The 25,999-nt window shown below is 60.9% G+C and carries 26 protein-coding genes; 14 read left to right on the top strand and 12 right to left on the bottom strand.

The window, feature by feature from the left end; all coding sequences use genetic code 11:
- Positions 1 to 187: 187 nt before the first annotated feature.
- The 4 genes from DWX25_RS02695 to DWX25_RS02685 all read left to right on the top strand — a co-directional run bounded on the left by DWX25_RS02695 (position 188) and on the right by DWX25_RS02685 (position 4,381).
- Positions 188 to 1,234: a potassium/proton antiporter gene (locus DWX25_RS02695; protein WP_199412297.1), complete on the top strand. Its 1,047-nt coding sequence runs from the start codon at positions 188 to 190 to the stop codon at positions 1,232 to 1,234.
- Positions 1,213 to 1,794 carry a TrkA C-terminal domain-containing protein gene (locus DWX25_RS09510; RefSeq protein ID WP_199412296.1) on the top strand — a complete coding sequence of 194 codons (582 nt, stop codon included), beginning with the start codon at positions 1,213 to 1,215 and terminating at the stop codon, positions 1,792 to 1,794. Before DWX25_RS02695 ends, DWX25_RS09510 begins: the two co-directional genes overlap by 22 nt.
- Positions 1,795 to 2,021: 227 nt before the next feature.
- Entirely contained in the window at positions 2,022 to 3,146 is a 1,125-nt protein-coding gene (gene serC, locus DWX25_RS02690; protein ID WP_117798735.1) for a 3-phosphoserine/phosphohydroxythreonine transaminase, read from the top strand.
- Positions 3,147 to 3,217: 71 nt separating this feature from the next.
- Positions 3,218 to 4,381 (top strand): phosphoglycerate dehydrogenase, encoded by a 1,164-nt coding sequence (locus DWX25_RS02685; RefSeq protein ID WP_117798733.1) that lies wholly within the window; start codon positions 3,218 to 3,220, stop codon positions 4,379 to 4,381.
- Positions 4,382 to 4,728: 347 nt separating this feature from the next.
- Here DWX25_RS02685 and DWX25_RS02680 read toward each other — a convergent pair whose 3' ends face one another.
- Positions 4,729 to 5,778 carry a hypothetical protein gene (locus tag DWX25_RS02680; RefSeq protein ID WP_117807901.1) on the bottom strand — a complete coding sequence of 350 codons (1,050 nt, stop codon included), beginning with the start codon at positions 5,776 to 5,778 and terminating at the stop codon, positions 4,729 to 4,731.
- 152 nt (positions 5,779 to 5,930) lie between these two features.
- Here DWX25_RS02680 and DWX25_RS02675 point away from each other — a divergent pair, with 152 nt between their 5' ends.
- Together DWX25_RS02675 and DWX25_RS02670 are read left to right on the top strand one after the other, a co-directional pair.
- A complete protein-coding gene (locus DWX25_RS02675) occupies positions 5,931 to 7,088 on the top strand; it encodes a M20 family metallopeptidase (protein WP_117798730.1) in 1,158 nt (385 codons plus the stop codon).
- A 102-nt stretch (positions 7,089 to 7,190) separates the two neighbouring features.
- Positions 7,191 to 7,889, top strand: coding sequence for a DUF1015 family protein (locus tag DWX25_RS02670; protein WP_117798728.1), 699 nt, complete (start codon positions 7,191 to 7,193; stop codon positions 7,887 to 7,889).
- A 132-nt stretch (positions 7,890 to 8,021) separates the two neighbouring features.
- Here the strand turns inward: DWX25_RS02670 and DWX25_RS02665 are convergent, their stop codons facing one another.
- From DWX25_RS02665 to DWX25_RS02655, 3 genes are all read right to left on the bottom strand, one after another.
- A complete protein-coding gene (locus DWX25_RS02665; RefSeq protein WP_117735576.1) occupies positions 8,022 to 8,657 on the bottom strand; it encodes a histidine phosphatase family protein in 636 nt (211 codons plus the stop codon).
- A gap of 18 nt (positions 8,658 to 8,675) precedes the next feature.
- Positions 8,676 to 9,218, bottom strand: coding sequence for a histidine phosphatase family protein (locus DWX25_RS02660; RefSeq protein WP_117798726.1), 543 nt, complete (start codon positions 9,216 to 9,218; stop codon positions 8,676 to 8,678).
- An 83-nt stretch (positions 9,219 to 9,301) separates the two neighbouring features.
- Positions 9,302 to 9,973, bottom strand: a complete 672-nt coding sequence (locus tag DWX25_RS02655) for a nitroreductase family protein (protein WP_117798724.1) — start codon at positions 9,971 to 9,973, stop codon at positions 9,302 to 9,304.
- A gap of 233 nt (positions 9,974 to 10,206) precedes the next feature.
- On the opposite strand from DWX25_RS02655, the gene DWX25_RS02650 reads away from it, so the two are divergent.
- Positions 10,207 to 10,809 (top strand): HdeD family acid-resistance protein, encoded by a 603-nt coding sequence (locus DWX25_RS02650; RefSeq protein ID WP_117798723.1) that lies wholly within the window; start codon positions 10,207 to 10,209, stop codon positions 10,807 to 10,809.
- Positions 10,810 to 11,292, top strand: a complete 483-nt coding sequence (locus DWX25_RS02645; RefSeq protein WP_117742979.1) for a DUF188 domain-containing protein — start codon at positions 10,810 to 10,812, stop codon at positions 11,290 to 11,292.
- 19 nt (positions 11,293 to 11,311) lie between these two features.
- On the opposite strand, the gene DWX25_RS02640 is transcribed toward DWX25_RS02645, so the two are convergent.
- A complete protein-coding gene (locus DWX25_RS02640; RefSeq protein ID WP_117798721.1) occupies positions 11,312 to 12,400 on the bottom strand; it encodes a putative manganese transporter in 1,089 nt (362 codons plus the stop codon).
- Positions 12,401 to 12,571: 171 nt separating this feature from the next.
- On the opposite strand from DWX25_RS02640, the gene DWX25_RS02635 reads away from it, so the two are divergent.
- The 6 genes from DWX25_RS02635 (at position 12,572) to DWX25_RS02610 (ending at position 18,392) form a co-directional block, all read left to right on the top strand.
- Positions 12,572 to 13,540 carry a 3'-5' exonuclease gene (locus DWX25_RS02635; protein ID WP_117583776.1) on the top strand — a complete coding sequence of 323 codons (969 nt, stop codon included), beginning with the start codon at positions 12,572 to 12,574 and terminating at the stop codon, positions 13,538 to 13,540.
- Between the two features lie 640 nt (positions 13,541 to 14,180).
- Positions 14,181 to 14,930 carry a hypothetical protein gene (locus DWX25_RS02630; protein ID WP_117798719.1) on the top strand — a complete coding sequence of 250 codons (750 nt, stop codon included), beginning with the start codon at positions 14,181 to 14,183 and terminating at the stop codon, positions 14,928 to 14,930.
- Between the two features lie 18 nt (positions 14,931 to 14,948).
- The gene (locus DWX25_RS02625) at positions 14,949 to 15,302 is read left to right on the top strand and encodes a hypothetical protein (RefSeq protein WP_117798718.1); all 354 of its coding nucleotides are present in this window, start codon (positions 14,949 to 14,951) and stop codon (positions 15,300 to 15,302) included.
- A gap of 389 nt (positions 15,303 to 15,691) precedes the next feature.
- The gene (locus DWX25_RS02620; RefSeq protein WP_055285819.1) at positions 15,692 to 16,057 is read left to right on the top strand and encodes a helix-turn-helix transcriptional regulator; all 366 of its coding nucleotides are present in this window, start codon (positions 15,692 to 15,694) and stop codon (positions 16,055 to 16,057) included.
- A 63-nt stretch (positions 16,058 to 16,120) separates the two neighbouring features.
- A complete protein-coding gene (locus DWX25_RS02615; protein WP_117735568.1) occupies positions 16,121 to 16,339 on the top strand; it encodes a cation transporter in 219 nt (72 codons plus the stop codon).
- 100 nt (positions 16,340 to 16,439) lie between these two features.
- Positions 16,440 to 18,392: a heavy metal translocating P-type ATPase gene (locus tag DWX25_RS02610; RefSeq protein ID WP_199412295.1), complete on the top strand. Its 1,953-nt coding sequence runs from the start codon at positions 16,440 to 16,442 to the stop codon at positions 18,390 to 18,392.
- 279 nt (positions 18,393 to 18,671) lie between these two features.
- Here DWX25_RS02610 and DWX25_RS02605 read toward each other — a convergent pair whose 3' ends face one another.
- The 7 genes from DWX25_RS02605 to DWX25_RS02575 form a co-directional block, all read right to left on the bottom strand.
- Positions 18,672 to 19,061, bottom strand: coding sequence for a metal-dependent transcriptional regulator (locus DWX25_RS02605; protein WP_117798716.1), 390 nt, complete (start codon positions 19,059 to 19,061; stop codon positions 18,672 to 18,674).
- 208 nt (positions 19,062 to 19,269) lie between these two features.
- Complete coding sequence (locus DWX25_RS02600; RefSeq protein WP_117798714.1) at positions 19,270 to 20,040, bottom strand: Cof-type HAD-IIB family hydrolase; 771 nt, start codon at positions 20,038 to 20,040, stop codon at positions 19,270 to 19,272.
- 6 nt (positions 20,041 to 20,046) lie between these two features.
- Positions 20,047 to 21,906, bottom strand: coding sequence for an ABC-F family ATP-binding cassette domain-containing protein (locus DWX25_RS02595; protein ID WP_117798712.1), 1,860 nt, complete (start codon positions 21,904 to 21,906; stop codon positions 20,047 to 20,049).
- Positions 21,907 to 22,161: 255 nt separating this feature from the next.
- Positions 22,162 to 23,034, bottom strand: a complete 873-nt coding sequence (pstB, locus tag DWX25_RS02590; RefSeq protein ID WP_117798711.1) for a phosphate ABC transporter ATP-binding protein PstB — start codon at positions 23,032 to 23,034, stop codon at positions 22,162 to 22,164.
- Positions 23,031 to 23,957, bottom strand: coding sequence for a phosphate ABC transporter permease PstA (pstA, locus tag DWX25_RS02585; RefSeq protein ID WP_199412294.1), 927 nt, complete (start codon positions 23,955 to 23,957; stop codon positions 23,031 to 23,033). The genes pstB and pstA overlap by 4 nt, the downstream gene beginning before the upstream one ends.
- On the bottom strand, positions 23,950 to 24,858 hold the full coding sequence (gene pstC / locus DWX25_RS02580) for a phosphate ABC transporter permease subunit PstC (protein WP_117798707.1): 909 nt from the start codon (positions 24,856 to 24,858) through the stop codon (positions 23,950 to 23,952). Before pstC ends, pstA begins: the two co-directional genes overlap by 8 nt.
- A 25-nt stretch (positions 24,859 to 24,883) precedes the next feature.
- Positions 24,884 to 25,819 carry a phosphate ABC transporter substrate-binding protein gene (locus DWX25_RS02575; RefSeq protein ID WP_117798705.1) on the bottom strand — a complete coding sequence of 312 codons (936 nt, stop codon included), beginning with the start codon at positions 25,817 to 25,819 and terminating at the stop codon, positions 24,884 to 24,886.
- Positions 25,820 to 25,999 lie beyond the last annotated feature (180 nt).

Genomic DNA, 25,999 nt, shown 5'->3' with positions numbered 1-25,999 from the left:
AACGTTACCCATTGTACTCCGTTGCAATAAAGCTGGAAAGGGTTTCCGAGCAGAGGCAAAGACGGCAGCCGTCTATGACGATATCGCGCACGCCCGCAATCCAACCCCATAAACCCACCATCTTTGGGTACAAATACCGCAGACAATTGACCGTGCCACGCCAACCACCCAGGAGCGGACACCGTCCATGAACCAGATCCTTCTCTTTATCGGCCTCGTCATCATTTTGTGCCTGACCATCAAACCTGTCGGCAAAAAGCTCCCCTTCCCCACCCTGCTCATCTTTATCGCACTCGGCATGCTGCTGGGCGTCAACGGCCCGGCGCACATCGACTTTAACGACTACGCGCTTACCGAAACCGTCTGCAGCACGGCGTTGCTGTTCATCATGTTCTACGGCGGCTTTAACACCAATATCGACCGCGCCAAGCCCGTCGCCGCGCCCGCGGTGCTGCTGAGCACACTCGGCGTGGTCATCACCGCCGGCATCACCGGCGCGTTTGCGCACCTGGTTCTGGGCTTCGATTGGATCGGCGGCCTGTTGCTGGGCTCGGTTGTGGCGTCCACCGATGCAGCGAGCGTCTTTAGCGTGCTGCGCGAGCGCAACCTGTCGTTGCGTGACGGCACCAACTCGCTGCTCGAGGTCGAATCGGGTTCAAACGACCCCGTCGCCTACATGCTCACCGCGGTGCTCGCGACCCTCGCGGCCGGCGGCAATATCGACATCCCCATGCTGCTGGCCAAGCAGATTATCCTGGGCGTGGGGCTGGGCCTTGCCATCGGCTGGGCATCCAGCCGCCTGATTGAGCGCGCGCATGCAACAGCCGAGGGCGCGCAGACCATCTTTTTGTTTGCCGTGGCCATCGTGGCCTACGCACTGCCGAGCTACCTGGGTGGCAACGGCTTTTTGGCCGTGTACCTTGCCGGCATTGTGCTGGGGGCCAGCGACATCACCGGCAAGGTCGAGATGGCGCACTTCTTTGATACCCTCACCGAGATGGCCGAGATGACGATCTTCTTCTTGCTCGGCCTGCTCGTGACGCCCGCCCGCCTGCCGCAAATGCTGCTGCCGGGCCTATCACTCATGGCGTTTATGCTCTTCGTGAGCCGCCCCATCGCTGTCGGTGCGCTGCTGGCGCCCTTTAAGACGAACCCCCCCCCCGCCAGGTTGCACTCATCAGTTGGGCGGGCCTGCGCGGCGCAGCCTCGGTCGTGTTTAGCCTCTTTGCCGTGATGGCCGGCGTTCCCGGTGGACACGACCTGTTTGACCTGGTCTTTGTGATTGCCGTGTCGAGCATTGTGGTGCAGGGCTCGTTGCTGCCGGCAGTGGCAAAAAAGCTCGACATGATCGATGCGGCCCGCGGCGTGCGCCGCACCTTTAATGATTACCGCGACGAGGACGGCATGTCGTTCGTCAAGCTCAAGGTGGGAGCGGGGCATCCGTTTGCCGGTCGCTCGCTTGCCGACATTGGCAGTGCGACGGACATGCTTGTGGTCCTGGCGCTACGCGACGGCACGCACCCGGTGCTCCCCAACGGCGATACGGTCATTGAGGAAGGCGACCTTCTGGTTATGGCCGCCCCAACGTTTGAAGAGCGTGCCGAGGTTACGCTGCGCGAGGTCACCGTGACGACCCATGGACGCCTAGCCGTTCAGCGCCTGCGCGACGTGCCGCAGGGCAAGCACCCGTTTATCGTGGTGATGCTCAAGCGCGGAGACCAAACGATCATCCCCGACGGCGACACCCAAATCCAACTCGGAGACGAAGCCGTCATCGCCACGCTGGCGTCATAGGGGCCAGGAGGTAGCTAATTTGCGACGAAAAGATCAAGCGCCTAGAGAACCCCATGTCTTCGCTCGCAGATTTGGATTTGCCTGAGAAGTAAAGCACCCCTCCCCCATGTAACCATCCTGTAAATCATAGCGGCGCACTCGAGTTTTACCGTGATGCGGTCGCGCCTGGCGCTCCACTGTGCTAAAGTATCCCGAACGTTCAAACGACTACGAGGGAGAACTAGAAGATGGCACGTGTGCACAACTTCTCAGCTGGCCCGGCCGCGCTTCCTACAAGCGTGCTCGCCGAGATCGCCGACGAGATGATGGACTACCGCGGTTGCGGCATGTCCGTGCTCGAGATGAGCCATCGATCTAGCATGTACCAGCAGATCATCGACGACGCCGAGGCAACCCTGCGTCGCCTGCTGAGCATCCCCGACAACTACCGCGTCCTGTTTTTGCAGGGCGGCGCCACACTGCAGTTTGCGGGCATCCCCATGAACCTCATGCGCCGCGGCCGCGCCGGCTACGTCGTGACCGGCAACTTCGCCAACAAGGCGTACAAGGAGGCCGCCAAGTACGGCGAGGCCGTGCTGCTCGCGAGCTCCGAGGACACCAATTTCGACCGCATTCCCACCATGGCCGACATAAACGCGCGCATTGCCGCCGAGGCCGCGGGCAACGGGATCGACTACGTCTACATCTGCCAGAACAACACCATCTTTGGCACCATGTACCACGAGCTGCCCGCTTGCGGCGATGTGCCGCTGGTCGCCGATGTCTCGAGCTGCTTTCTGTCGCAGCCGCTCGACGTTGAGCGCTACGGGCTCATTTACGCCGGCGCGCAGAAAAACGCCGGCGCCGCGGGCGTGACCGTGGTTATCGTGCGCGACGACCTCATCGCCAAAGGCCCTGCCTTTGCGCAGACGCCGCAGTACCTGAACCTCAAGACCCAGGCTGCCAAGGGCTCCATGCTCAACACGCCTAACACCTTTGGCATCTACGTATGCGGCAAGGTGTTCCATTGGGTAGAGCAAACCGGCGGACTTGCCGCCATGGCCGAGCGCAACTGGGGCAAGGCCAACCTGCTCTACGACCTGCTCGAGCACAGCGAGCTATTCCACGGCACCACGCAAGCCGACAGCCGCTCCATCGCCAACGTCACCTTCCGCACCGGCGACGCCGACCTCGACGCTGCCTTTGTCGCGGGAGCGGCCGAGTACCAGATTCAAAACGTCAAGGGCCATCGCATGGTAGGCGGCATGCGCGCCAGCGTCTACAACGCCGTAACCATGGAAGACGTGCAGGCACTGGCCACGTACATGAAGGACTTCGAAGCGCAGCATAGTTTGAGTCCGCGATCTAACTAGCCCGCAATACGCGGGCCGACCAGGCACCTCAGACCACCCTGTTTAGATCAAAACCTGCTAAGGAGTTTTCCATGCGCAAGATTAAGACCATCGACGACATCACCAAAGACGGCAAAGTCGAGTTTGGCGAGGGCTACGAGTTTGTAAGCAGCGCCGAGGAGGCCGACGCCATCCTGATGCGCTCGACCGACCTGCACGGCTACGAGCTGCCCGAGGGCATCCGCGCCATCGCCCGCTGCGGCGCCGGCGTCAACAACATCCCCGTCGAGGAGTACGCCAAGAAGGGCGTCGTCGTCTTTAACTCCCCCGGCGCCAACAGCAACGCCGTCAAGGAGCTCGTCCTGGGCATGCTGGTGCTTTCGAGCCGCGGCGTGGTGCAATCGATGAACTGGGTACGTGACAACGCCGACGACCCCGAGATTCAGGTCGATGCCGAAAAGGCCAAGAAGGCCTTTGTGGGCCGCGAGCTCAAGGGCAAGCGCATCGGCGTCATCGGCCTGGGCAACGTAGGCTCCAAGGTCGCCAACGCCTGCGTCGATCTGGGCATGGACGTTTACGGCTACGATCCGTTCATTTCCGTCGAGCACGCGTGGGTGCTGAGCCGCGAGGTGCAGCGCGTGGGCACGCTCGAGGACCTCTGCCGCGGCTGCGACTACCTCACCGTACACGTGCCCAGCAAGGCCGACACCATCGGCATGATCAGCACCGAGCAGATCGACCTGCTGGCACCGGGCGCCGTCCTCATTAACTACGCGCGCGAGACCATCATTGACGAGGACGCCGTCGACGCCGCCCTGCGCGCGGGCAAGCTGAGCTGGTTTAGCTGCGACTTTGCCACGCCTAAGACGGTCAAGATGCCCAATACGTTTATTACCACGCACTCGGGCGCCGGCACCGGCGAGGCCGAGGCCAACTGCGCCGACATGGCCATCAGCGAGCTCAAGGATTACCTGGAAAACGGCAATATCGCGCACAGCGTCAACTACCCCGCCTGCAGTATGGGCAAGGCGCGCGCCGCAAGCCGCATCGCCTGCCTGCACGCCAACGTGCCCAACATGATCGGCCAGATCACGGCAATCCTCGCCAAGGACAACGCCAACGTGCAGCGCATGACCAACGAGTCCGCCGGCGAGAACGCCTACACCATGTTCGACACCGACGAGCACCTGGACAGCAGCACCATCGAGGCGCTCAAGCAGATTCCGTCGATGTATCGCGTGCGCGTGATCAAATAGCGCCGGCGCCAAGCCTGCCAGGCAGGCCATGAAGCCCCATTCGGCCCCCGTTTTCGCGAAACGGGGCCGATTTCGTTGCTCCGGACGACTTTAAAATGATACCCAGAACAAGTTTTTTCGGATAATCGACAGTAAGACCCCAATCACCAAGCACACCCGCTTTGATAAACAGCTTTATCAGGGACTTTAGTAGGTAAAAATCAATCTCTATATACCACATTCAAATTGACTGTCGATTTTCCGAAACAACTGTTTATGGATAGCATTTTTAAAGCCCTTCCAAGGCAAAATTGAAGCCTTTTTGCGACCAAAACTCTAGCTCGCGCGAGCGTTTTCTGCCTGCGCGACTATATTCCCGCCCAATCGATAAAAATTTCCTCACGAAGCCGCCGTTCGAGCTCCTGCTGCCGCGACGTCTTGTCTTTCAGCGGCACATCGAGATAGGACATGATGAGTTCCATCACTACGCGGAAGGCATCGGAGTCAACCAGCTGGCCATAGGTCATCAGAACGACGGGATATCCCATCGCTTGCAAGGCCGTCGTTCGATCGGAGTCCGAGATCTTGGATTCTACGGATCCATGAATGGCTTTACCTTGACATTCAACCAGGCACTCTCGGCTGCCGTCCTTATTTGCCAGCAGGATATCGGCATAGCGCCTATCAAGCCCCGAAATCAGACGGGCACTGCGCGTCATACGAATCTCAACGTTATTGGTAAGGCGCAGCCCTTCACCGCCGCGCAACCTCGAAAGACCAAACAGCATCGAAGCCTGGACCTCGAGCGGCGATGCCGCCACCCCCGTAACGCATTTTGCGGCACGTGTGAACGATTTAGCACCGCGAAGCCCCCGGACCTTATCGACGTACTCTGCAAGTTCAGAGAGCTCAATCAAGGGAGGTCGTTTCCACAAGTCCGTTGGATTCCCCGAGGCATCCTTTACGTTTTCCCAGCCCAGCCGGGCATCGCCCCACCGGTCCCCGTATGCCTGTTCAAGCGCCGACTTTACCTGAGACGCAATCTTGCACACGGCAAAGGTGCCGCACATCTCATACATGCACATGATCAGTCGCTCGTTTGAGACCGAGGAGGCCAGTGTCAGCAAGGTAAAGAGCGGGGACGCGATATCGAGACCAAACTCTGTCTGCCGCACGGAGCCAAACGGCCTCTCCCCGTTCCAAACATGCCTGACGATGCGATCGCCCTTACGTCCGCAGCTGCCCTGTGCCAACACATGTAACGGGGTGCCCATGAAATGCGTGACGAGCGGATGCTCGCATAGGTGCTCCCTGCGCGGATCGTCCGCAGAATCGGGCAGGTCTGGCATTATTGCCAAGACCTGTGGAGGTATCCGGTGATACCGAAAGGCAGATATGTCGCACAGCATGTCGTCCATGAAGGGTACGTACCCACTACGTCGTTTGTGAGCCCGCTCGGACGGCAAACGCGATGGCTCCGCCTGCGAACGGTAAATACCGCCACGCGCGCCGCGGATCTCTCAGGAGGCTTACAATCAGTTTGGAAAGCAGACTAATTGTGAGGTTGCATATGGTTGATGAGGACTTTGCCTGGCGGCTTGCGCAGGACCTTGTGAAGGTTGACAGCTCAGACCCGGGCGCATATGAGGACGAGATTGAGCGCTTCATTAAGAGGCTCATTGAGCAGCAGCTGGCACAACTTGATAGTTCTACGCTCGAGGCCGTGCAGATTGAGGAGCTCGAAGTGCTCCCCGGACGCCGCAACCTCATGGTCACCGCGCCCGGTTTGAGCGACGAGCCGCGGCTGGTCTATATCTGCCATATGGATACCCTTACGCTGGGCTATGGCTGGGACGCGGACATTCCGCCGCTCGAAGCGATCGTGCGGGACGATAAGCTCTATGGCCGAGGTACCTGCGACATGAAGGGTGGCTTGGCCTGCGCCATTGCCGCGATTGTCCACGTACTCGAGCGCATAGCGACAAGCGGCGAGCTGCCCCGCCGTGGCTTCTCACTCATCTGCTCGGTCGACGAGGAGGACTTTATGCGCGGCTCCGAGGCCGCCATCGATTCCGGCTGGATCGGCTCGCGCGAATGGGTGCTGGACACCGAGTCCACCGACGGGCAGATTCAGGTGGCGCACAAGGGGCGCACGTGGTTCGAAATTGAGATGGCCGGCGGCACGGCGCATGCGAGTCAGCCTTGGAAGGGTGCAGACGCCGTCGCCGCCATGGCCGAGGTCGTGTGTTCGCTTCGCCATGCGTTCGCGGCGCTGCCCGTGCATGATGAGCTGGGGCCTTCGACCATTACGTTTGGACAAATCGAGGTCGGCTATCGCCCCTACGTCGTGCCCGACCACGCCAAGGTCTGGGTCGACATGCGCCTGACGCCGCCGACCGATACGGCCGCCGCGACACGCATGGTGGAGCAGGCCATCACCGCTGCCGAAGCTGCGGTTCCCGGCTGTCACGGCAGCTATGTTGTGACGGGCGATCGCCCCGCCATCGAGCGCGACCCGAGCTCTCCCCTTCTAGCTGCACTCAAGCGCGCAACAGACGATACGACGAACGCGGACACGACCGTCGGCTTCTTTACCGGCTACACCGACACCGCCGTCATTGCCGGCAAGACGGGCAACCGCAATTGCATGAGCTACGGCCCCGGCTCATTGGCACTCGCGCACAAGCCCAACGAATATGTGCCCCACGCCGATATCGTTCGCTGCTAGAACGTGCTGATCGCGCTTGTCGATAACACGCTCTGGGACGCGAGCAACCAAGTTGGGGCATAATAAGCCGCGAACAAACCGACTCGCGCGTTAGGACCGCCCATGAAAGCACTTCCGTTTCCCTGCATCCGTCCAGCTCAGGACCGCGTGCTCGAAGCACTGCCGCAGATGGACGGCATCCTGAGCGGCAACGACGCCCTGCGCGCCGCCATCGCCGACGGGCTCATGCTCAAAGATCCGGGCTCGGCATATTACGTGTACGAATGCTCCGGAGAGCCGGGGCACGTAACGGGCGTTGTGGCGATCTGCCCGGTCAGGGTGCTTGCGGGCGACGACGCGGCCTGTGACGGCGACGCGGCCTCCGCAGATGTAGCAGCGGCCGCCCGTGCAATCACCGAGCTTAAGGTGCAGCCTCGCCCTGTTACGCTCACCTACGAAGCCTCGCCCGTCATGGATATCATCCTCGGTGCCGCCAAAGAGGGCGCGTCGCTCTATGCCGTCACCGACCCCGCCGGCATTACGCATCGCGTGTGGGAGGTCAAACGCAATGACGCCGTTGCCGCCATCCACGCTATGCTCGACCAGGCACCGGAGCCTGCCCCCGCAGACGATCCGGCCTATGTCGCCGCGCTGGCAGGGGCGGCACAGCTCTTGGCAGACGAGGCCCGCGCGGCCGGCACCTACACGGGCAAGGAGCCGTTCAACTTTGTCATTTCCGCGCTGTTCCCTGCCGCGCAGGTCGCAGGCGGCGCGCCGCAGGTTCCAACGGGTCTGCTCACTCACCAGATTGCACGATACTAGCAGGACTTAAACGCTTAGCGCAAAGACTCGGCAGTCCAACAAACGAAGGGCGGAGATGCAATGCCAGCGCATGCATCTCCGCCCCTTTTGCATCGAGCAAGTATGTCGGCGACCCGTATCGCCGCGCCTGCGTTACCCGCGCTGTGGACCCGCTGCCGCCGTCAACGGCTCAAGACCCAGCTCACGCGCATAATCTTCCTGCGTAAAGACTTCAACCAGCTCAAACGTTTCGGTCGCATCGTCAAACGCAAAGTGCAGCACCGAACAGTTGCCCGGCACGCGCTCGCGCTCGTCGGCCGCCGCTCCCCTCACATGATCCAAAAACTCCTTGATGGCCGAGGCGTGGCTCACCGCGAGCACGCACGAATGGTCCGGGCGTCGCATCAGATCGGTCAACGTCGCCACCATGCGCTCACGCACCCGCATCTGCCCCTCGCCGCCAAACTGGCGATAGAAGTCACGCCACGGACGCTCGGGCATGAGCATCACGCGTTCGGCCTCAAAGTCGCCAAAGAACCACTCGCGCAGGCCATCCAGGCGCTCGTAGGCAAGGCCCGGCCACAGGCTGGCGATGGTCTGCTCCGTGCGATGCAGCGTCGAGGTGTAGGCATGATCGGGCTCAATGCCGCGCGCTCGCAAGAACATGCCGGCGCGCGCCGCCTGGTCGCAGCCCAACTGCGTAAGCGGCGAATCGCTCCACCCCTGAATGATACGCTTAAGGTTAAATATTGTCTGTCCATGACGGACCAGATACAAGTCTTTATTCATAGGGAGTCCTTCCGTTCGTTACCAATCAAGGAGCGAAAACGCCCCGTCGCAATAGCCAAAATGGAGCACGGCACCGTTGTCGGGCTGCTCTCCCCCGCCGGCCACGTACTCAAGAAACTCCTGGCAGGCAGACCCATGGGAGACAGCCAGCACGCAGTTGTGCTGCGGTCGGGCCATAATGCGGGACAGCGCCGCGACCATACGCGCCCGGAATTGCGCTTCCGACTCGCCGCCAAAGGCCACCGGATAATCGCCCCAGGGCTGCGGCGGCATCTTGCGATTTGATGTACCTTCCAGCGAGCCCAAATGCCACTCGCGCAGGTCGTCGACCAGCTCAATGGAGCGACCCTCACCAGCAATTAGCCCAGCCGTACGCCGCGCCCGGCCCAACGGAGAAGAATACACATGGTCAAAGGTCACGCCGCGGTCCTCGAACGCCGCGCGCGTCGCCAGCGCCTGCTCACGCCCGCGCGCCGTAAGCGGCGAATCGTGCCAGCCCTGCAAAATGTTCTTCACATTGAACTCAGTCTGCCCATGCCGCACCAAAAACAGATCGGCCACATGCCCTCCCCTCGCACCACCACAAAGGTGCCTGTCCCCTTTGTGGTGGTTTTGCCGCCGGATTGCACCGCAACGACGCGCAGCTACACCAGTACGTCGGCAAGCGGACGCTTGGGCACGTGATGCACCTGCGCCTCGTCGCGCCAGTAATTAATAGAACCGTCGGGGTTGGAATCGATCGCGTCGATAACCTGGGTCTCGGCCGGCACGCCAAAAGCCATGATCAGCTTGAGCTCATACTTGTCGCCGTCGAGCCCCATCGCATCGATCGCGCGGGGCGTAAAGGCCTTGAACATGCAAGCCGCCACCTCAGGCGTTGCGCTGCGCGCGGTGAGCATCATCGTCTGAGCCGCGATGCCCGTGTCGACCTCGGTGATAGGCGCGGCGGGTTTGCCGGGAACGGTGCGCTCGGCAAGAACTGCAATGTAGCCGGTCGGGCGCTCGCCCTCGGCAGGACCCGGCCAGTCCTTGAGCGCCCCGGCCCATGCGAGCTCGTCAAACACGCGAGCGCAGTCCTCGGCACCGCTCACCACATGAAAACGCAAGCGCTGAGCATTGGCGCCACAGGGAGCCAGGTGCGCCAGCTCTGCCAGCTCGAGCAAAAACTCGCGCGGCACGCGCATGGACTCGTCAAAACGGCGGCATGTGCGGGCGCGACGGATCAGCGCATCAAACGCATCCAGGCCAAGCTTTTCGCAACCCTGCTTTGCCATCGACTCGGCGCTCAACGGCACCACGGGAACTGCTTCGTTCATAGGGACCCCCAAAAAGCCAATTGTTCTTAGGAAAATCTAACCTAAAACGCAGGCAATAACGAACAGAGCTGCAATGTTCTACACCTGTTGAATAGAAAATCGCAACGTGGGGAACAACGGAAACAAATCGGGGCCTTTGGGTTGCGTTTCGCCCTCCCCGGCCCATACGCCAGCGCCTTTAGGCGATACTGGTTGTAACGATCGCGGCTTACGCCGCACGGAAAGGAGGCCTCATGGGCATCTTTAAGAATGACGACCAACAATCGAGTCTGTTTGGATTTGACGAGAAGAGCATGGCAGGCAAGGCGATTAAAGCCGTGCGCTGGATCTACGCCGCCACGGGTGTCATCGCGCTCATCGCCGGCATCGCGCTGCTGTTTGCACCCGCTAAGACCCTCGTCTTTTTGACGACCGTACTGGGCTTCTACTTTGTAATCACGGCTGGCGTCAGGCTGTTCACCGCCATTTTTGAGCCGCTGCTGCCCGCCGGCTGGCGCGTCACGAGCATCCTCGCCAACCTGCTCATCATCTTGGGCGGCGTGGTGATCCTGCGCAACCAGGCGCTTTCGACCGCGACGCTCAGCACGCTTGTGGTGGTCGTGGCCGGCTTTGGCTGGATCGTCGAGGGCGTCATGTCGATTCTGGAATCCGAACTTTCCGCCAACCGCGCCCTCGCCATCCTGAGCGGCGCACTCTCCATCATTGCGGGCATGTTCGTGTTTATCTATCCGCTGTGGTCGGCCAAGATGCTCGTCATCTTTAGCGGCGCCGCGCTGCTGGTGTTTGGCGTGACACTGATTGTTCGCGCTATTCAATTTGGCAAACTGGTGCGCTAGATGCCAAAGACGCTTTTTATTGATGCCGACGCCTGCCCGGTCACGCGCGAGTCGATCGACTGCGCGCGGAGGGCGGGCGTTGCCGTCGTTATCGCCGGCAACAGCACGCAAAACCTGGAACGCCACATTCGCCGCGACGATCCGCGCGACGCCGAGCATGCGCGTCGGGGCTTTTGGGTCACGACGCTCGATGTGAGTGTGGGAGCCGATAGCGCCGACTTTGCCATTATTGAGCGCCTGCAGACTGGCGACGTGGTCGTGACGCAGGACATAGGTCTGGCGAGCATGGTGCTCGGACGCGATGCCGCCGCCATCGGCGTGCGCGGGCGCGTCTACGACAAAGCGACCATCGATATGCAGCTGTTTATTCGTCACGAAGAAAAGAAGGTGCGCCGCGCTGGCGGTCGCACCCGCGGGCCGGCAGCCTTCACCAGCGAAGATCGCGCCCGCTTTAAGCGCAACCTCACCGAGCTGCTACGCTGACCAAGGTAGAATTTTGGGCTTAGAGACCAAAGGCGGAGAGAACGAGTCCCCAGCCGGCACCGATAACGTACATCATGATCAGGAACAGGACGTTTTCGCGGGCGCTGCGATTGGTGCGGAACAGCACCAGGTAGCCCACGCCGGCAGAGATGAGCGTGCCGGCGAGCATCGGGGCCAGCTGCAGCGCGCCTTCCAGGTACAGTTGCGTGATGACCACACTCGCAGAACAGTTGGGGATCAGGCCGACAAGCGCCGAACCCAGGACGGCGAGCGTCTCGTTGCCGCGCAGGAACTGCTCGATTGCGGACTCGCCGAAGGTCTCGAGCACGGCGACCAGAATCAGCGTCACCAGGAAAATGAATACCGATACATGCACGGTATGCGAGATGGCGCTGCGGATAATCGACACGGCGGGCGCACCTTCGTGTGAGTGGGAGCGACCGTGGCCATCATGATGTTCATGCTCGCCCTCATGACCGTGATCGTGGCCATGTCCGTGTTCGTGCTCGTCCTCGTCTTCATCACAGCCGCAATGGTCGCGCTCGCACAACTCGTGGATGTGGTCGGCGCTCACGCCCGCCTCTGCCACCTCGTCGATGATGTCACCGCCAGTGTGGTCATCGTGCGCGCAGTTCACGTGGGCCGGGTTGGCCGCGGTTCCCAGCACGGTACGGCGAATCGCCGCATGCGCGCGAGCGTTACGACGCAGGCCGCGAATGGCGGCATCCACGATAAAGCCCGTGACCAGCGCGATCAGCGCCTTCGAAGCCAAAAGCATCGCCATGGTCTGCACGGGAACTTGCTCGGCTAGCAACAGCGGCAGCATCTCGTCTGAGGTCGAGAGGAACACCGCAACCAGCGTGCCCAGCGTCACGACGCGACCGGCGTACAGCGTGGCCGCCATGGCCGAAAAGCCGCACTGCGGCACCATGCCCAACAACGAGCCAACCACGGGGCCCGCAGCGCCAGCGCGCTTGATGGCGCCGTTAACGCGGTCGCCCGCAACATGCTCGAGCGTCTCGAGCGCAAGGTACGTCACCAACAAAAACGGCACCAGCGAGAGCGTGTCTTTGCCGGCATCGAGCAGAATATCTATCAGTAAATCCATGACGGATGGAACCTTTCGTGTCTTTCGGCAGCATTGTAAAAGTCCTAGCGGTCAACTAGGGTATTGTAGTAGTCCCGGGCGCGGTGCCAATAGTTGCCCATGGTAAACTATCATCTCGCCACAACTCAGTAACCCCGAGCCGCGCGACGCGGCCCGTCCAAGGAGCAGCCTATGAACGTTTCGCAAGCACTCGAATACGAGCGCCAGCCGTTTATTCCCATGTTTATCTATGGCGATCACGGCGCCATGGAGTCCGAGCGCCAGAAGGGCGAGGAGGCCCTTAAGGCGCTCGAAACCGAGTACTTTACCGCCGAGGGCGACCCCGGTTTCGACTTTGCCACCGTGCGCGACCTGGCCGACCGCAACCGCGACCTGTGCGATCAGATCGGCGAGGCGCGCCTGCGCAACGTGACGCCCGCGACGCTTTCGCGCGGCCTGTCCGATGCCGACACCTGCGCCGCCATCGGCAAGATGCAAAAGCGCACCGCCGCGTCCGTTATGCGCGAGATCCGCGGCGACCGCGACGCGCTCGGCGTGGCCTACGCCCGTAAGCCCATCCAGGGCACCGTGCTCGGTATCGACATCGAGACCACCGGCCGTGCACCCGAACGCGGTTATATCATCAACGTCGGCTGGGAGATCATGGAACTCACTAGCGACGCCGTCCCGCATGACGCCGAGGCGCACTACTGTGGCCTGCCCGACATCTACCGCGGCGAAGATGTGCCGCTGTCGAATATCCACCACATCACCTGGGACGACATCGACGGCAAAAAGCCGTTCCGCGAGAACAAGGAACTGCAGAAGCAGCTGCTCAAGCTTATGAAGAAGTACCCGTACATGGCGCATAACGCCGCGTTCGAGGACAGCTGGTTCAAAATTCACCTGGACGGTTACGCCGAGGCGCGCCGTGCCGGCAAGATTATCGTCATCGATTCGCGCCAGATCTGCCGCAGCCTGGATGCCGACGTCCGCTCGCTCCCCCGCGAGTCCGCCCCCGCCGCGCTCGAGAACTGGGCGCGCCGCCGCGGAACCCTCGCCGCCGATGCCAACGAGCAGCATCTGGGTCTGGACGACACCGACCTCATGCTCCGCACCGTCCAAGCCGAGTTCAACCTCAAGAACCTATTCGCGAAATAACCGATCCATCTGCGGGAGCGCCTGCCAGGCACAGCGCAATCCGTCTGGGCGCACCGGCACGCAATAAACTAGGGCGCAGCCTTATGGCTGCACCCTAGTTTTCATCAAAACAAGCAAATACGCGTGCTTCACACAGTCGACAGGTTGGCCCACCTACATTTTTCGAGTTGTTCGGCCAGCTGAACCACTAGTCAAGGCCCCTTGAACCGCAATCGAGCGCTGTAGTCGCCTTAATTTCGCAACCAAGCCCCATTAATCTACCTGAATCAATTCAAATAGGACATTGTAATCGCACCATTCGTATAGGAAAAGGCCGAATAACTCAAATTATGTTGGTGAGGCATCTGGGCGGTCGGCAAAAACGCTTAGAAGCTACGAACCCGCAACTAAAGTTCACCAAAAAAGGCGCAGCTGGCAGAAACCTCCCCGGCCGAAGCTGCCCCCCTCAATACGACAGCTCAAAAACCCACCGTTCGCAGAAGATAAGCCGCACCCCAATACCATTGCCCGAAGTTTCGGGCGTATGTGGCGTCCGCTATGCCATCATGCGCGTATGGGAATCGTTCTGTCACATACCACGGCACGCGCTGTATACCAAACAGCCAACTCGCTCGCAAGCTACGCGACCGATCCCATACCTATGGAAAAGATCAGGGCGTCTGCGCCGACCACATCCGACCTGGAAGCGGCACGAGCATGGCTCAACAGAAAGAATGTCGATTCTGAAAGCATCCATGTGCTGACGTTTTCCAATAATTCCAAAAGGCACCGCAAGGGCCGCATCTGCCACTGCACGCGCTATACGTTTGATGCAGAAAGCTACCTAGAACTCGAGCCGAACGTCTTCATCGTCGATATCAAGCTGTGCGCGTTAGAAGCAACAGCCGACCTCAACCTTTCGGAGCTCGTTGAGTATTACTTTGAAATCTGCGGCTCCTACGCGCTTGAAACGTCCAACGAAACTCAATATCGCGAGCGCCCGGCCCTAACCAGCGTTGAAGAGCTCAGAGCCTTCTTTTCAAAGGCGTCGGGGTATCGTGGATCTAATAAAGCCCTTAAGGCACTTTCTTATGTACGCGAAGGCTGTCGCTCCCCACTCGAAACGGCGTTTGTCATGATGCTGACGATGCCCAAGTCAATGGGTGGCTTAGCCATACGCGCTATCAAAACGGATTATCCGATTCCAGTCCCCAAAAGATACGCCGCCCTAACGCGACGGACGGTTTTCTACCTCGACGCGCTACTCGAGAATTCGATGACCGATATCGAATACAACGGCTTTTACCACGACGAGCCCGAGCAGCAATCAATTGACGAGGAACGCCGCAACACGCTGCGAAACATGGGATATGCCGTTATCACAGTTAGTCGTCATTCGTTTTTCAAGTAGTCCGCTTTTAGACGGGTCATGGAAGCGATTCGCATTCGCGAGAAGATCTGGCCTGGTCGACTCCCGGATAACTTCGCCATCCTACAAGAAACTCTTCGTCAATTTGTCTTGCGGCGCTACTTCGAATACGGTCGCCGCGTCCTGGAGGCTCTCAAAGAAGAAGAGTCCGCCAAGCGCGAAATTGCAAGCCAATATCCGCAAGCTGATGACCCGAGCATCAACGATGTGCCCGAACCCGACGACATGCAACACGTCGGGGCCCTTGCTGAAGAAATCAATGGGCCTTGGGAATGCGACATGTCCGCAAAAATCGATGAAAACCGCACGGAAGACGACACGATTATTAATCTGATTGAGAATTCACTCTTCTAAAGTCGATCTCTGCGGATGTCCACCTACATTTTTCGACTAATTCGGCCGCCGATGTGCCGGATTTGCCGCAGCAATGCTCAATATAACTTTAGATAAAACTGATTCTGCAGGAACTCCCGTAGAGGAAGAACTGATTCTCGCGGTATTTAACACGATAAAGTACAAATATGAACAGTTCTAATGCTTCTCAAGGTGGCTTTCTTAGCATGCTAGCCGAACATCTCGAAATATGTTGGCGAGCATTGCGTCGATGTCTCCCAACCCACAGAAAATCGCAGAGGCGGAAAGCAGTCATCGAAATTATCGCAAATTGTATTGACATATGAACATACACTCATATAATCGGAAGCAAGTTATATGAGCGCATGTTCATATGAAGGGATATTGCAATGAGCATCCGCGTTGATGAAACGAAACCTGACATCGAGGCCACCGAACCCGCGATCCCCACCACCTGCTCGCCCGAGGACCTTCCCGACGAGGAGCTTCTCTACGACCTCGCCGACCTGTTCAAGGTCTTCAGCGACACCACGCGCATCAAGATCCTCTATGCCCTCATGGGCCGCGAGCTCTGCGTGGCAGACATCGCCGAAGCGACCGAAACCTCGCAGTCCGCGGTGTCGCATCAGCTGCGTACACTCAAGCAGTCGCACCTGGTTAAATTCCGGCGCGACGGGCGCAATATCCTATACTCGCTCGCCGACGACCACGTCTACACCATGCTCAACCAGGGCATGAGCCACATCTGCGAATAGCGACTAACCACGGTACCAGCGCGGCCTGCACCCAAGCCGCAAATACAGGGAAAGGAACCCACCATGAAAAAGCAGTTTAAGCTCGATGAGATCGACTGCGCCAACTGCGCGCGTAAGCTTCAGGACGAGCTGGCCAAGCTCGAGGGCGTCAAGTCCGTTTCGGTCAACTTTATGACCCAGAAGCTAACGCTCGAGGCCGATGAAGCCGAGTTCGACGAGGTCCTCGACCGCGTTGTGGAGTTCACCGCCGACGCCGAGCCGGACTGCGAGATCATTCTCTAGCCCAGGTTTACGCCAACACGCAAGGCCGCGCTTGCCGCGGCCTTTGCTCGCGAAATTGTATGAGCGAGTGTTCATACATTCAAATGGGAGGATACGAGTCATGGCCACCGCCGACCCCAAGAAGAAAAAGAAGAAGCGCAAGAAAAAAGAGTCACTCGAGCATAAGCGCAACCGCATCCTGGTAGCGCTGGGCATTTTTGCCGTGGTGTACGCCCTCGATGAGCTCGGCACCCTCACTGCCGCATTCGGCACCCCGGGCGACATCTACGCCAGCTTTGTGCTGTTCCTCGTGCCGTTTTTGATTGCCGGCTACGACGTACTGCAAAAGGCATTCAATAACATCCGCCGCGGCAAGGCCTTCGACGAGAGCTTCCTCATGGCCGTCGCGACCATCGGCGCGTTTGCCATGGTGCTCTTCCCCGACACCGATCCGCACATGGCCGAAGGCGCCGCCGTCATGCTGTTCTACCAGGTCGGCGAGCTGTTCCAGGCATACGCCGTGGGTAAGAGCCGTAAATCGATCAGCGCCATGATGGACATCGCACCCGACTACGCCAACGTCGAACAACCCGACGGCACACTCGAACAGGTCTTCCCCGATGACATCGCCGTCGGCACCGTCATCGTGGTCAAGCCCGGCGAGCGCGTGCCCATCGACGGCGTCATCGTCGAAGGCGAAACCCAGCTCGACACCGCCGCCCTTACCGGTGAGTCGGTCCCCCGCCCGGCCAAAACCGGAGACGATATCATCAGCGGCTGCATCAACATGACGGGGCTCATCCACGTGCGCACCACCAAGCCCTTTGGCGAGTCCACCGTCGCGCGCGTCCTGGAGCTCGTAGAAAACGCCAGCGAAAAGAAGGCGCGCACCGAGAACTTCATCACGCGCTTTGCCCGCATCTACACGCCCGCCGTCACCGGCGCTGCCGCGGTACTCGCGCTCGGCGGCGGCTTGGTCACCGGCGCCTGGTCCGACTGGATCCTGCGCGGCCTGACCTTCCTGGTCGTCAGCTGCCCGTGCGCGCTCGTGATCAGCGCGCCGCTGAGCTTCTTTGGCGGCATCGGCGGCGCGTCCAAGCTGGGCGTTCTCATCAAGGGTTCTAATTACCTCGAGACGCTCGCCGACGTGGACACCGTCGTCTTTGACAAGACGGGCACCCTCACCAACGGCACGTTCTCGGTGGTCGCGGTACACCCCGAGGCCGGCTATACCGAGCAGTCGTTGCTCGAAGTCGCAGCCCTTGCTGAGTCGTTCTCCGATCACCCCATCGCGCAGTCCGTACGTGTCGCCTACCAGGGCGAGGTCGACCCCAAGCGCGTAAGCGACTCCACCAACGACGCGGGCCATGGCGTGACGGCAACCATCGACGGCAAGCACGTCGTCGTTGGCAACGCAAAGATGCTCGCCGCGGCCGGAGTCGAAGCGCCCGATTGCGAGGTCGTCGGCACGATTCTGCATGTGCTCGTTGACGGCGTGTACGCCGGCCACATCGTGATTGCAGACACCGTCAAGGCCGATGCCGAGCAGACGATCAGCGACCTGCACGCCGCCGGCGTCAAGCGCACCGTCATGCTCACGGGCGACCGCGAGGAGGTTGCGGCTTCTGTGGCCAAGCAACTCAGTCTCGACGAGTTCCACGCGCAGCTGCTGCCGGGCGATAAGGTCGAGCGTGTTGAGGCGTTGCTCGCGGCCGAAAGCGGCAAGGGCAAGCTCGCCTTTGTCGGCGACGGTATCAACGACGCACCCGTGCTTACGCGCGCCGATGTGGGCATTGCCATGGGCGCTATGGGTTCCGACGCCGCGATTGAGGCCGCCGATGTTGTGCTCATGGATGACAAGCCGTCCAACATTTCCCGCGCGATCCGCGTGGCGCGCAAGACCATGGCGATTGTCTGGCAGAACATCATCTTTGCGCTGGGCGTTAAGCTGCTGATCCTGGTGCTGGCAGCGCTGGGCATTGCCGACATGTGGCTTGCCGTGTTCGGCGACGTAGGCGTGGCGATCATCGCCATCCTGAACGCCATGCGCGCGATGGGTGTCAAGAACCTGTAGCGTTCGTGGGCTGTCCGGCCGGGACCGGGCTTGGTTTTGAAAACGTCCTCGCGCATGAGGCCCGTCTTTCCTGCTCCTGCGGAGCAACGGAAAGACGGGCCTCGCGCTGCGGAGTGTTTTCAAAACCAAACCCGGTCCCGGCCTGCATTGACACAGCTGAAGGTTCTTGGGCATCGCTTGCTTGCGGGATTCCTTGTCTGAGTTGGACTTGGTTGGCGGGACTACTGGTCCCGGTCGCTGGTTCGCGCTTTGCGCGAACTCGGCGCCACTGTGAGTCAGTTAGGCTTCCGTTGTTGGGCCCGCCACATCTTCCCGTCCCAGCATCGCCCTCAGCTTCTCAAAGCTCTCCTCGCTCAGGCAGTGCTCCATGTGGCAGCCCTCTTGCGACGCGACCTCAGCCGAAACACCCGCATCCTCCAGCAGCCCCACGAAAAAGCAGTGACGCTCCCACATTTGGCGAGCGACCTCCAGACCACACTCCGTCAGATGAACGTCGCGCTTGCCCATTTCGACATAGCCGTTGCTTTCCAGCGTCGCCATGGCCTTGGAAACGCTCGCCTTGGTTACGCCGAGGTACTCCGCGACGTCGATCGAGCGCACGATGCCCTGACGTTCCGACAGAACGTAGATCGATTCGAGATAGTCTTCTCCGGATTCACGTAGGGCCATGGGCCGCCTTTCGCGATGATTGCTAGTTAGCCTTTGGATACTTTCCACGGCTAACTTTACCGCAAAAGTTGCCCATGTCTTACTACTTTGTCTAAAAGTTAGCCGTGTTTCACAAAACGTGCGGGACGAAAACAAAATGGGGACGCCCCGCAAGGAGTGTCCCCCAGCTGCCGGCAGAAAAGGAGCATCCCTAAGTGCCGAGCCGCAGTTATAACAGTCCAAAGTGCTTCGCGGCGTTGCAGATGCCGTCGTCGTCCACGGCGGTCGTCACATAGGTCGCTGCAGCTTTCACCGTGTCCTGCGCGTTGCCCATGGCCACACTTGTGCCCACGGCCGAGAACATCGACAGGTCGTTCTCGCCGTCGCCAAAGGCAATCGCCTCGCTCGCGTCGATACCAAGCCGCTCGAGCGTCGCCGCCACGCCCAGGTCCTTGCCGCCGTTAGCGGGAATAATGTCGCAGAACAGGTCGCACCAGCGCGTGGTGAGCGAATGCGACACGGCGTCGGTCACGATATGTTCGTCGGCCGGGTCCACAAAGGCGCAGAACTGGTAGACCGGTGCGTCAAAGGCGTGCTCAAACGGCTCCTCGTGGTAGACGATTCCCGCGTTGCTGCCAGCCGTCACCACGCGCTCGGACAGGCGGTTCACAAACGAGTTCTCGCCCTGCATGCACAGCGAGTCGTAGCGCCCCTGCGCCACCTGGTCCACAATCACCGCGACGTCGTCCGGATCGATCGGGCAGCTGCGGTAAACTCCCTCGGCATCAAAGCAGTGCTGGCCCGAAAGCGTAATGTACGCATCCCAGCCCAGGTCGAACAGCCAGTCCGGCATCTGGTAGGTCGGACGGCCCGTGGCGATCACGCACGCAATCCCCTGCTCGCGAAAGCTGTCGAGCACCTGCTGCGCCGACGCCGGAATCCGGTGGGTCTTAAAGCTCAGCAGCGTACCGTCGATATCGAAAAACGCGGCTTTGATCATTCTCGCTTACTCCTCGCCCTCGAGCTTTTCGCTCGCCTCGAGCCACGCCATCTCCAGCTCGTCCATGGCGGCGTGAGCCTCGTCGATCTTTGCCTGCTGCTCGCCGAGCGCCGTGTAGTTGGTGGGATCGACCTGGGCCATCGCGGCCTCGGCCTCCTCAACGCGAGCGCGCTGCGTCTCCATCTTGCGCTCGAGCGAGCTCACCTCGCGGCGGAGCTTCTGACGTTCGGCGTTGGAAAGGCCATTGGGCTGACCGCTTGCCTTAGGCTTTTCGGCCGCAGCTGCCGCGGCACCGGTGTCAAACGTGCCGGTCTTGGCGCTCGGCGCGCCCACGGGCTCGCCCTCGGCGGTAGCGTTGCACAGGCGCAGGTACTGGTCCACGCCACCGGGCATATGCGTCAGGTGGCCGTCGAGCAGCGCCCACTGTTGGTCGGTCACGCGCTCCATCAAAAAGCGGTCGTGCGTCACCAGGATCAACGTGCCGGGCCAGCCGTCGAGCAGGTCCTCGACAATCGCGAGCATGTCGGTATCCAGGTCGTTGCCGGGCTCGTCCAGGATGAGCACGTTGGGTTCGTCCAGGATTGTCAGCAGCAGCGACAGGCGACGGCGCTGGCCGCCCGAAAGATCGCCGATGCGGCTCCAGAGCTGCTGCGTCGTAAAGCCCAGACGCTCGCAGAGCTTCTCGGGCGAAGTCTCCTTGCCGTCGATGACGTAGTACTTCTTATAGTTGCTGAGCACCTCGCGAATCGTGTCGCCCATGAAGGGCTCGAGCTCCTCGAGCTGCTGCGACAGCACGCCAAAGCGCACTGTCTGGCCAATCTTCACGCGGCCGCGCGTGGGCGCAATTTTGCCCTGGATCACATCAAGCAGCGTCGACTTGCCAGCGCCATTCTCGCCCAAAAGACCATAGCGGTCGCCCGCACCAATGAACCAGGTCACGTCGGAGAGTACCTGCTTGGGCGCGCCATCGACATCCGCATAGCCGGCGTCCACGTCGACCACATCGATAACCTGCTTGCCTAGGCGGCTCACGGCGAGGCGCTTGAGCTCCAGCTCGTCACGCACGGGCGGCACGTCGGCGATCAGCTCGCGAGCGGCATCCACGCGAAACTTGGGCTTGGTGGAACGAGCCTGGGCACCGCGGCTCAGCCACGCGAGCTCCTTGCGCGCCATGTTGCGACGGCGCTCCTCGGTAACGGCGGCCATGCGGTCGCGCTCCACGCGCTGCAGGATGTATGCCGAATAGCCGCCCTCGAAGGGATCGACCTGGCCGTCGTGGACCTCCCACATGCTGGTGCAGACCTCGTCCAAGAACCAGCGGTCGTGCGTGACCACGAGCATGGCACCCTGGCCGCGCTGCCAGCGGGCCTTTAAGTGACGCGCGAGCCAGTTGATGGTGCGCATATCCAGGTGGTTGGTGGGCTCGTCGAGCATGAGCACGTCGTAATCGCCGATCAGCAAGCGCGCGAGGTCCACGCGACGGCGCTGACCGCCCGAGAGCTCGCCCACCGTGCCCTCCCAGGGCACATCGCTGATGAGGCCGGCGAGGATCTGGCGCGTGCGGGGGCTCGACGCCCACTCGTACTCGGGGGCGTCGCCCACAACGGCATGATGCACGGTATCAGTATCGACCAGGTCGTCCTTTTGGCCGAGCAGGCCGATCGTGGTGCCGCGGCGATGCGTCACGCGGCCGTCGTCGGGCTCCAGCGTGCCGGCGAGCACGCTCAGCAGCGTCGACTTGCCGTCGCCGTTTTTGCCGACGATACCAATGCGGTCGCCCTCGCCCACGCCGAGCGTCACGCTATCGAAAATATGCTTGGTGGGAAACTCTAGGCTGACGGAATCGCATCCCAAAAGAATCGCCATATGCCCTGCTCCTTCGTAGAAATTCAACGTTGTCCATGATAGCGAAAACCACCACAAAGGGGACAGGCACCTTCGTGGTGGTTTTGGGCAGGCGCCTCGTTATTCGAAAAACCACCACGAAGGTGCCTGTCCCCTTTGTGGTGGTCGATTCGGTCGCAGAGCAAAAAGGCGGGCCATCTCGCAAAAGAAATGACCCGCCTCTCCAATCAGCCCCGCGGCAACCGTGGCCGCCGCGGGCCTCAAGCATGTCCCGGACTAGGAGAACATGCCGGTGAGGTAATCATTCAGCCGCTTATCTTTGGGCCGTTGAAAAATCTCGTCAGTCTCGTCGTACTCGACCATATCGCCCATGTAGAAGAACGCCGTGCGGTTGGACACACGCGACGCCTGCTCCATGTTGTGCGTCACGATGACGATGGCGCGATCGGCCACGATCGATGACATCAGGTCCTCGATCGCCAGCGTCGAGATGGGGTCGAGCGCCGAGCAGGGCTCGTCAAACAGGATCACGTCGGGGTTGAGCGCCAGCGTGCGCGCGATGCACAGACGCTGCTGCTGGCCGCCCGAAAGCGCATAGGCGCTCTTGTCGAGCTTGTCCTTGACCTCGTCCCACAGCGCCGCGCCGCGCAGGCTTTCCTCGACCATGCGGTCGAGCTCGTCGCGGTCGGTGATGCCGTGGCGCTTGGGCGCAAATGTGATGTTGTCGCGGATGGACTTGCGGAACGGGTTGGGCTGTTGGAACACCATGCCAATGGAACGGCGCAGCTCGTACGTGTTCTCGGTCTTGGTATTCACATTGCGCCCGCGGTAGTTGATCTCGCCCTCCACGCGGCAGCCGCGAATCTCGCGATTCATGAGGTTGAGGCTGCGCAAAAAGGTCGACTTACCGCAGCCCGAAGGCCCAATAAGCGCCGTAATCTCGCCCTTGTGAAAGTCGAGCGACGTATCGTGCAGCGCATGGTGGTCGCCATAGTACACGTTGACGTCCTTGGTAGAGAGCACGACCTCGTCGCTCACGGCCTTGCCGCTCACGCGCACGCGCTTCTCGCTCTCCCCCACACTCGACAGGAAGTCCCGGGTCTCGGACGATGCTGCTTCGGTTGCGGGCGTTGTGCTCATCTCGCTCATTCGGCCGTCATCCTCCTTGCCAGTTGCTTGCCCACGATACGGGCGATCACGTTAAACAGCAGCACGCAGATCATCAGCAGTGCGGCGGTGCCCCAAACGATCTGCTGGGCCTCGGGACTGCCCTCGCCATAGATCTTGTAGATGTGCACGGCGAGCGACTCACCGGGGCGGAACACGTTCCAGGCGCAGGTGGGGCTCGACAGGTTTAAGCTCAAAAAGTTCAGACGAACCGGCGAGCTCATGCCCGAGGTAAAGAGCAACGCCGCGGCCTCGCCAAAGACGCGGCCTGCCGAAAGCACGATGCCGGTCACGATGGCGGGCATGGCCTCGGGAATCAGGATGTGCAGCGTGGCCTCCCAGCGAGTAAGGCCCATCGCCAGACACGCATCGCGCTGGGCCTGCGGCACGTCCTCGAGCGCCTGCTGGATCACGCGCACCAGAATGGGGATGTTGAACATGGTGAGCGCGACGGCGCCGGAGATGATGGAGTACTTCCAGCCCAGCTGCACCGAGAACACCAAAAAGCCGAACATGCCGACGACGATGGAAGGCAGCGAAGACAGCGTCTCGATGGCGGTGGAGGCGATGTCGCGGATGGGTCCATCGGGCGCGTACTCAACCAAAAAGACCGCGCCGCCCAGGCTGATGGGCACCGAGATACCTAAGGTGATCAGCAGCAGGTAGAACGAGTCGAACAGCTGGTAGAGCACGCCGCCCTGCGTTCCGTTGGCGCGCGACGGCTCTGTGAGAAAGCCCGGCTGGAACAGCGTCGAGATGCCCTCGAACAGGATATAGGCCACCATGGAGATGACGATGAGCATGACGATGGCGACGATCGCCGTCAGCACGCCCGTGGCGATGCGATCCTGTTTTTGGACACGCCCGAGCCTCGCCTCGTCGATGTGGATGCGCGTGCTAGCCACGAGCCTTCGCCCCCTTGCGGCCAATGAGATGGATGATCAGGATGAAGATGAGGCTCATGCCCATCAGCAGCAGACCGAGTGCCCACAGGACGTCGTCCTGGGCCGAGCCCTCGGCGTAGACCGCCATGGACGTGGTGAGCGTGGTGGTGATGGTGGACGCCGGCGACAGCAGCGACGTCGGCATGGCCTCGATGCCGCCGATGACCATGCGCACGGCGAGCGTCTCGCCAAAGGCACGCGTCATGCCAAGGATGACCGCAGTCATGAGCGACGGCATGGCGGACTTGAGCACCACGTGCCAGATGGTCTGCCAGCGGGTGTAGCCCAGCGCGAGCGAGCCCTGACGGTAGCTATCGGGCACAGCGCGCAGGCCATCGACCGAAAGCGTGGTCATCGTCGGCAGGATCATGACGGCCAGCACGATGGCGCCGGGCAAGATGCCCAAGCCCGTGCTTACGTGGAAAACGCTCTTCATAAGGCCGACGACCACGTGAAAGCCGATCAGGCCAAAGACAACCGAGGGAATACCGGTCAAAAGCTCAATAAGCGGCTGAAAGACCTTGGAACCAAACTTAGACTGGATCTCGACCGCAAAGATGGCAGAGCCGATAGCGATGGGCAGTGCGATGAGCGTGGAGAGTACCATGACCGCAAACGAGGTGACGATCAGGGGCAGGGCGCCGGTGTAAGGCAGACCGTTTTCGGCTGTGTTAGCCAGGTCCCACTTGGTACCAGTGAAGAACTCGACGACCGAAACGCCATCCTTAACAAAAGCCGAGAGGCCCTTTTGGGCGACCATGAAGATAAGCGCGGCAACAACAAGCGTCACGAGCGCTACGCACGCGCCCGTGACGCCCAGGCCCACGTTCTCAAGGTCGCGCTTTGGCAGCTGTTTTGCCATTGCAAACCTTTCCGGGGGCGATTACCTATTTAGCGGAGACCTTACCGCTGGCGTCCTTGACGACCTTCATGGCAGAGACGGGGATAAAGCCCTGCTCCTCGACAAGCTTGCCCTGGACGTCGTCGGAAAGCATAAAGTCCAGGAAGGCCTTGGTGGCCTCGTCTGCGTCCTTGGCGCAGTACATGTGCTCGGTAGCCCAGATCTTGAAGGAGTCGTCGGTGACGTTCTTGCTCTTGGGCTCGACGCCCTCGACCTTGACGGCGTTGAACTTGGAGTCGTCGAAGTGCGAGAAGTCCAGGTAGGAGATGGCGTTGTCGGTACTGGCCATCTGGGTCTGGACGTCGCCGGACTTGTCGAGCTCGGCGTCGCCCTTAAAGTCGACGGCCTCGTCGCCAAAGACGGCGGCCTCGAAGGTGGCGCGGGTACCGGAGCCGGCCTTGCGGTTGAGGACGACGATGGTGGCGTCGTCGCCGCCGACCTCCTTCCAGTTGGTGATCTGGCCAGAGAAGATGCCCTTGAGCTGCTCGAGGGACAGATCGTCGACCGTCACGTTCTTGGAGACGACGGGGCCCATGCCCACGACGGCGACCTCGTGATCGACGAGGTTCTTGACCTGGTCGGCCTCGAGCTTGGTCTCGGCGAAGACGTCGGAGTTACCGATGGTGACGGTGCCGGCGGCAACAGCGGTCAGACCTTTGCCCGAACCGTTGCCCGAGCCGGAGATGGAGACGTCCGGGTTGGCATCCATGAACTTCTCGGCAGCGGCCTCGACGAGAGCTTGGAACGAGGAGGCGCCGTCGTAGGTCACCTCGCCGGAGACGGACTCGGCAGCGGCACTGCCCTTGTCGGCGGTGTTAGAAGCGCCTGCGCCGCCGCAACCAACGAGACCGAGACCGACGATGCTGGCGAGACCACCAGCGAGGCCGAGGAACTGACGACGAGAATAAGCCTGATCGAGCATGATCTTCCTTTCATACATGCGACTCGCGGACACCCTGCCCGCTTTGCTGTTTGGAAAGATACGGCCTCGATCGGGCGACAACAGCCTTATCTGCGGTTTCTTACGGGCATTTGATAGACCCTTACCGCAAGCGCGGTTCAGCTTTACAAACAAATAACAAACCCGCCGACAAGCATGGTC

It is taken from the genome of Collinsella sp. AF18-8LB, assembly GCF_003459795.1.
Classification (GTDB): Bacteria; Actinomycetota; Coriobacteriia; order Coriobacteriales; family Coriobacteriaceae; genus Collinsella.
The sequence above is the reverse complement of the archived record's forward strand: the minus strand, read 5'-3'. Positions and strand labels throughout refer to the sequence as shown.

What these genes read in the sequence shown, in the direction of transcription:
- DWX25_RS02695 (WP_199412297.1), top strand. Translation starts at nt 188, where the DNA reads ATGAACCAGATCCTTCTCTTTATCGGCCTCGTCATCATTTTGTGCCTG.
- serC (WP_117798735.1), top strand. Translation starts at nt 2,022, where the DNA reads ATGGCACGTGTGCACAACTTCTCAGCTGGCCCGGCCGCGCTTCCTACA.
- DWX25_RS02685 (WP_117798733.1), top strand. Translation starts at nt 3,218, where the DNA reads ATGCGCAAGATTAAGACCATCGACGACATCACCAAAGACGGCAAAGTC.
- DWX25_RS02680 (WP_117807901.1), bottom strand. Translation starts at nt 5,778, where the DNA reads ATGGACGACATGCTGTGCGACATATCTGCCTTTCGGTATCACCGGATA.
- DWX25_RS02675 (WP_117798730.1), top strand. Translation starts at nt 5,931, where the DNA reads ATGGTTGATGAGGACTTTGCCTGGCGGCTTGCGCAGGACCTTGTGAAG.
- DWX25_RS02670 (WP_117798728.1), top strand. Translation starts at nt 7,191, where the DNA reads ATGAAAGCACTTCCGTTTCCCTGCATCCGTCCAGCTCAGGACCGCGTG.
- DWX25_RS02665 (WP_117735576.1), bottom strand. Translation starts at nt 8,657, where the DNA reads ATGAATAAAGACTTGTATCTGGTCCGTCATGGACAGACAATATTTAAC.
- DWX25_RS02655 (WP_117798724.1), bottom strand. Translation starts at nt 9,973, where the DNA reads ATGAACGAAGCAGTTCCCGTGGTGCCGTTGAGCGCCGAGTCGATGGCA.
- DWX25_RS02650 (WP_117798723.1), top strand. Translation starts at nt 10,207, where the DNA reads ATGGGCATCTTTAAGAATGACGACCAACAATCGAGTCTGTTTGGATTT.
- DWX25_RS02645 (WP_117742979.1), top strand. Translation starts at nt 10,810, where the DNA reads ATGCCAAAGACGCTTTTTATTGATGCCGACGCCTGCCCGGTCACGCGC.
- DWX25_RS02640 (WP_117798721.1), bottom strand. Translation starts at nt 12,400, where the DNA reads ATGGATTTACTGATAGATATTCTGCTCGATGCCGGCAAAGACACGCTC.
- DWX25_RS02635 (WP_117583776.1), top strand. Translation starts at nt 12,572, where the DNA reads ATGAACGTTTCGCAAGCACTCGAATACGAGCGCCAGCCGTTTATTCCC.
- DWX25_RS02630 (WP_117798719.1), top strand. Translation starts at nt 14,181, where the DNA reads ATGGAAAAGATCAGGGCGTCTGCGCCGACCACATCCGACCTGGAAGCG.
- DWX25_RS02625 (WP_117798718.1), top strand. Translation starts at nt 14,949, where the DNA reads ATGGAAGCGATTCGCATTCGCGAGAAGATCTGGCCTGGTCGACTCCCG.
- DWX25_RS02620 (WP_055285819.1), top strand. Translation starts at nt 15,692, where the DNA reads ATGAGCATCCGCGTTGATGAAACGAAACCTGACATCGAGGCCACCGAA.
- DWX25_RS02615 (WP_117735568.1), top strand. Translation starts at nt 16,121, where the DNA reads ATGAAAAAGCAGTTTAAGCTCGATGAGATCGACTGCGCCAACTGCGCG.
- DWX25_RS02610 (WP_199412295.1), top strand. Translation starts at nt 16,440, where the DNA reads ATGGCCACCGCCGACCCCAAGAAGAAAAAGAAGAAGCGCAAGAAAAAA.
- DWX25_RS02605 (WP_117798716.1), bottom strand. Translation starts at nt 19,061, where the DNA reads ATGGCCCTACGTGAATCCGGAGAAGACTATCTCGAATCGATCTACGTT.
- DWX25_RS02600 (WP_117798714.1), bottom strand. Translation starts at nt 20,040, where the DNA reads ATGATCAAAGCCGCGTTTTTCGATATCGACGGTACGCTGCTGAGCTTT.
- DWX25_RS02595 (WP_117798712.1), bottom strand. Translation starts at nt 21,906, where the DNA reads ATGGCGATTCTTTTGGGATGCGATTCCGTCAGCCTAGAGTTTCCCACC.
- pstB (WP_117798711.1), bottom strand. Translation starts at nt 23,034, where the DNA reads ATGAGCGAGATGAGCACAACGCCCGCAACCGAAGCAGCATCGTCCGAG.
- pstC (WP_117798707.1), bottom strand. Translation starts at nt 24,858, where the DNA reads ATGGCAAAACAGCTGCCAAAGCGCGACCTTGAGAACGTGGGCCTGGGC.
- DWX25_RS02575 (WP_117798705.1), bottom strand. Translation starts at nt 25,819, where the DNA reads ATGCTCGATCAGGCTTATTCTCGTCGTCAGTTCCTCGGCCTCGCTGGT.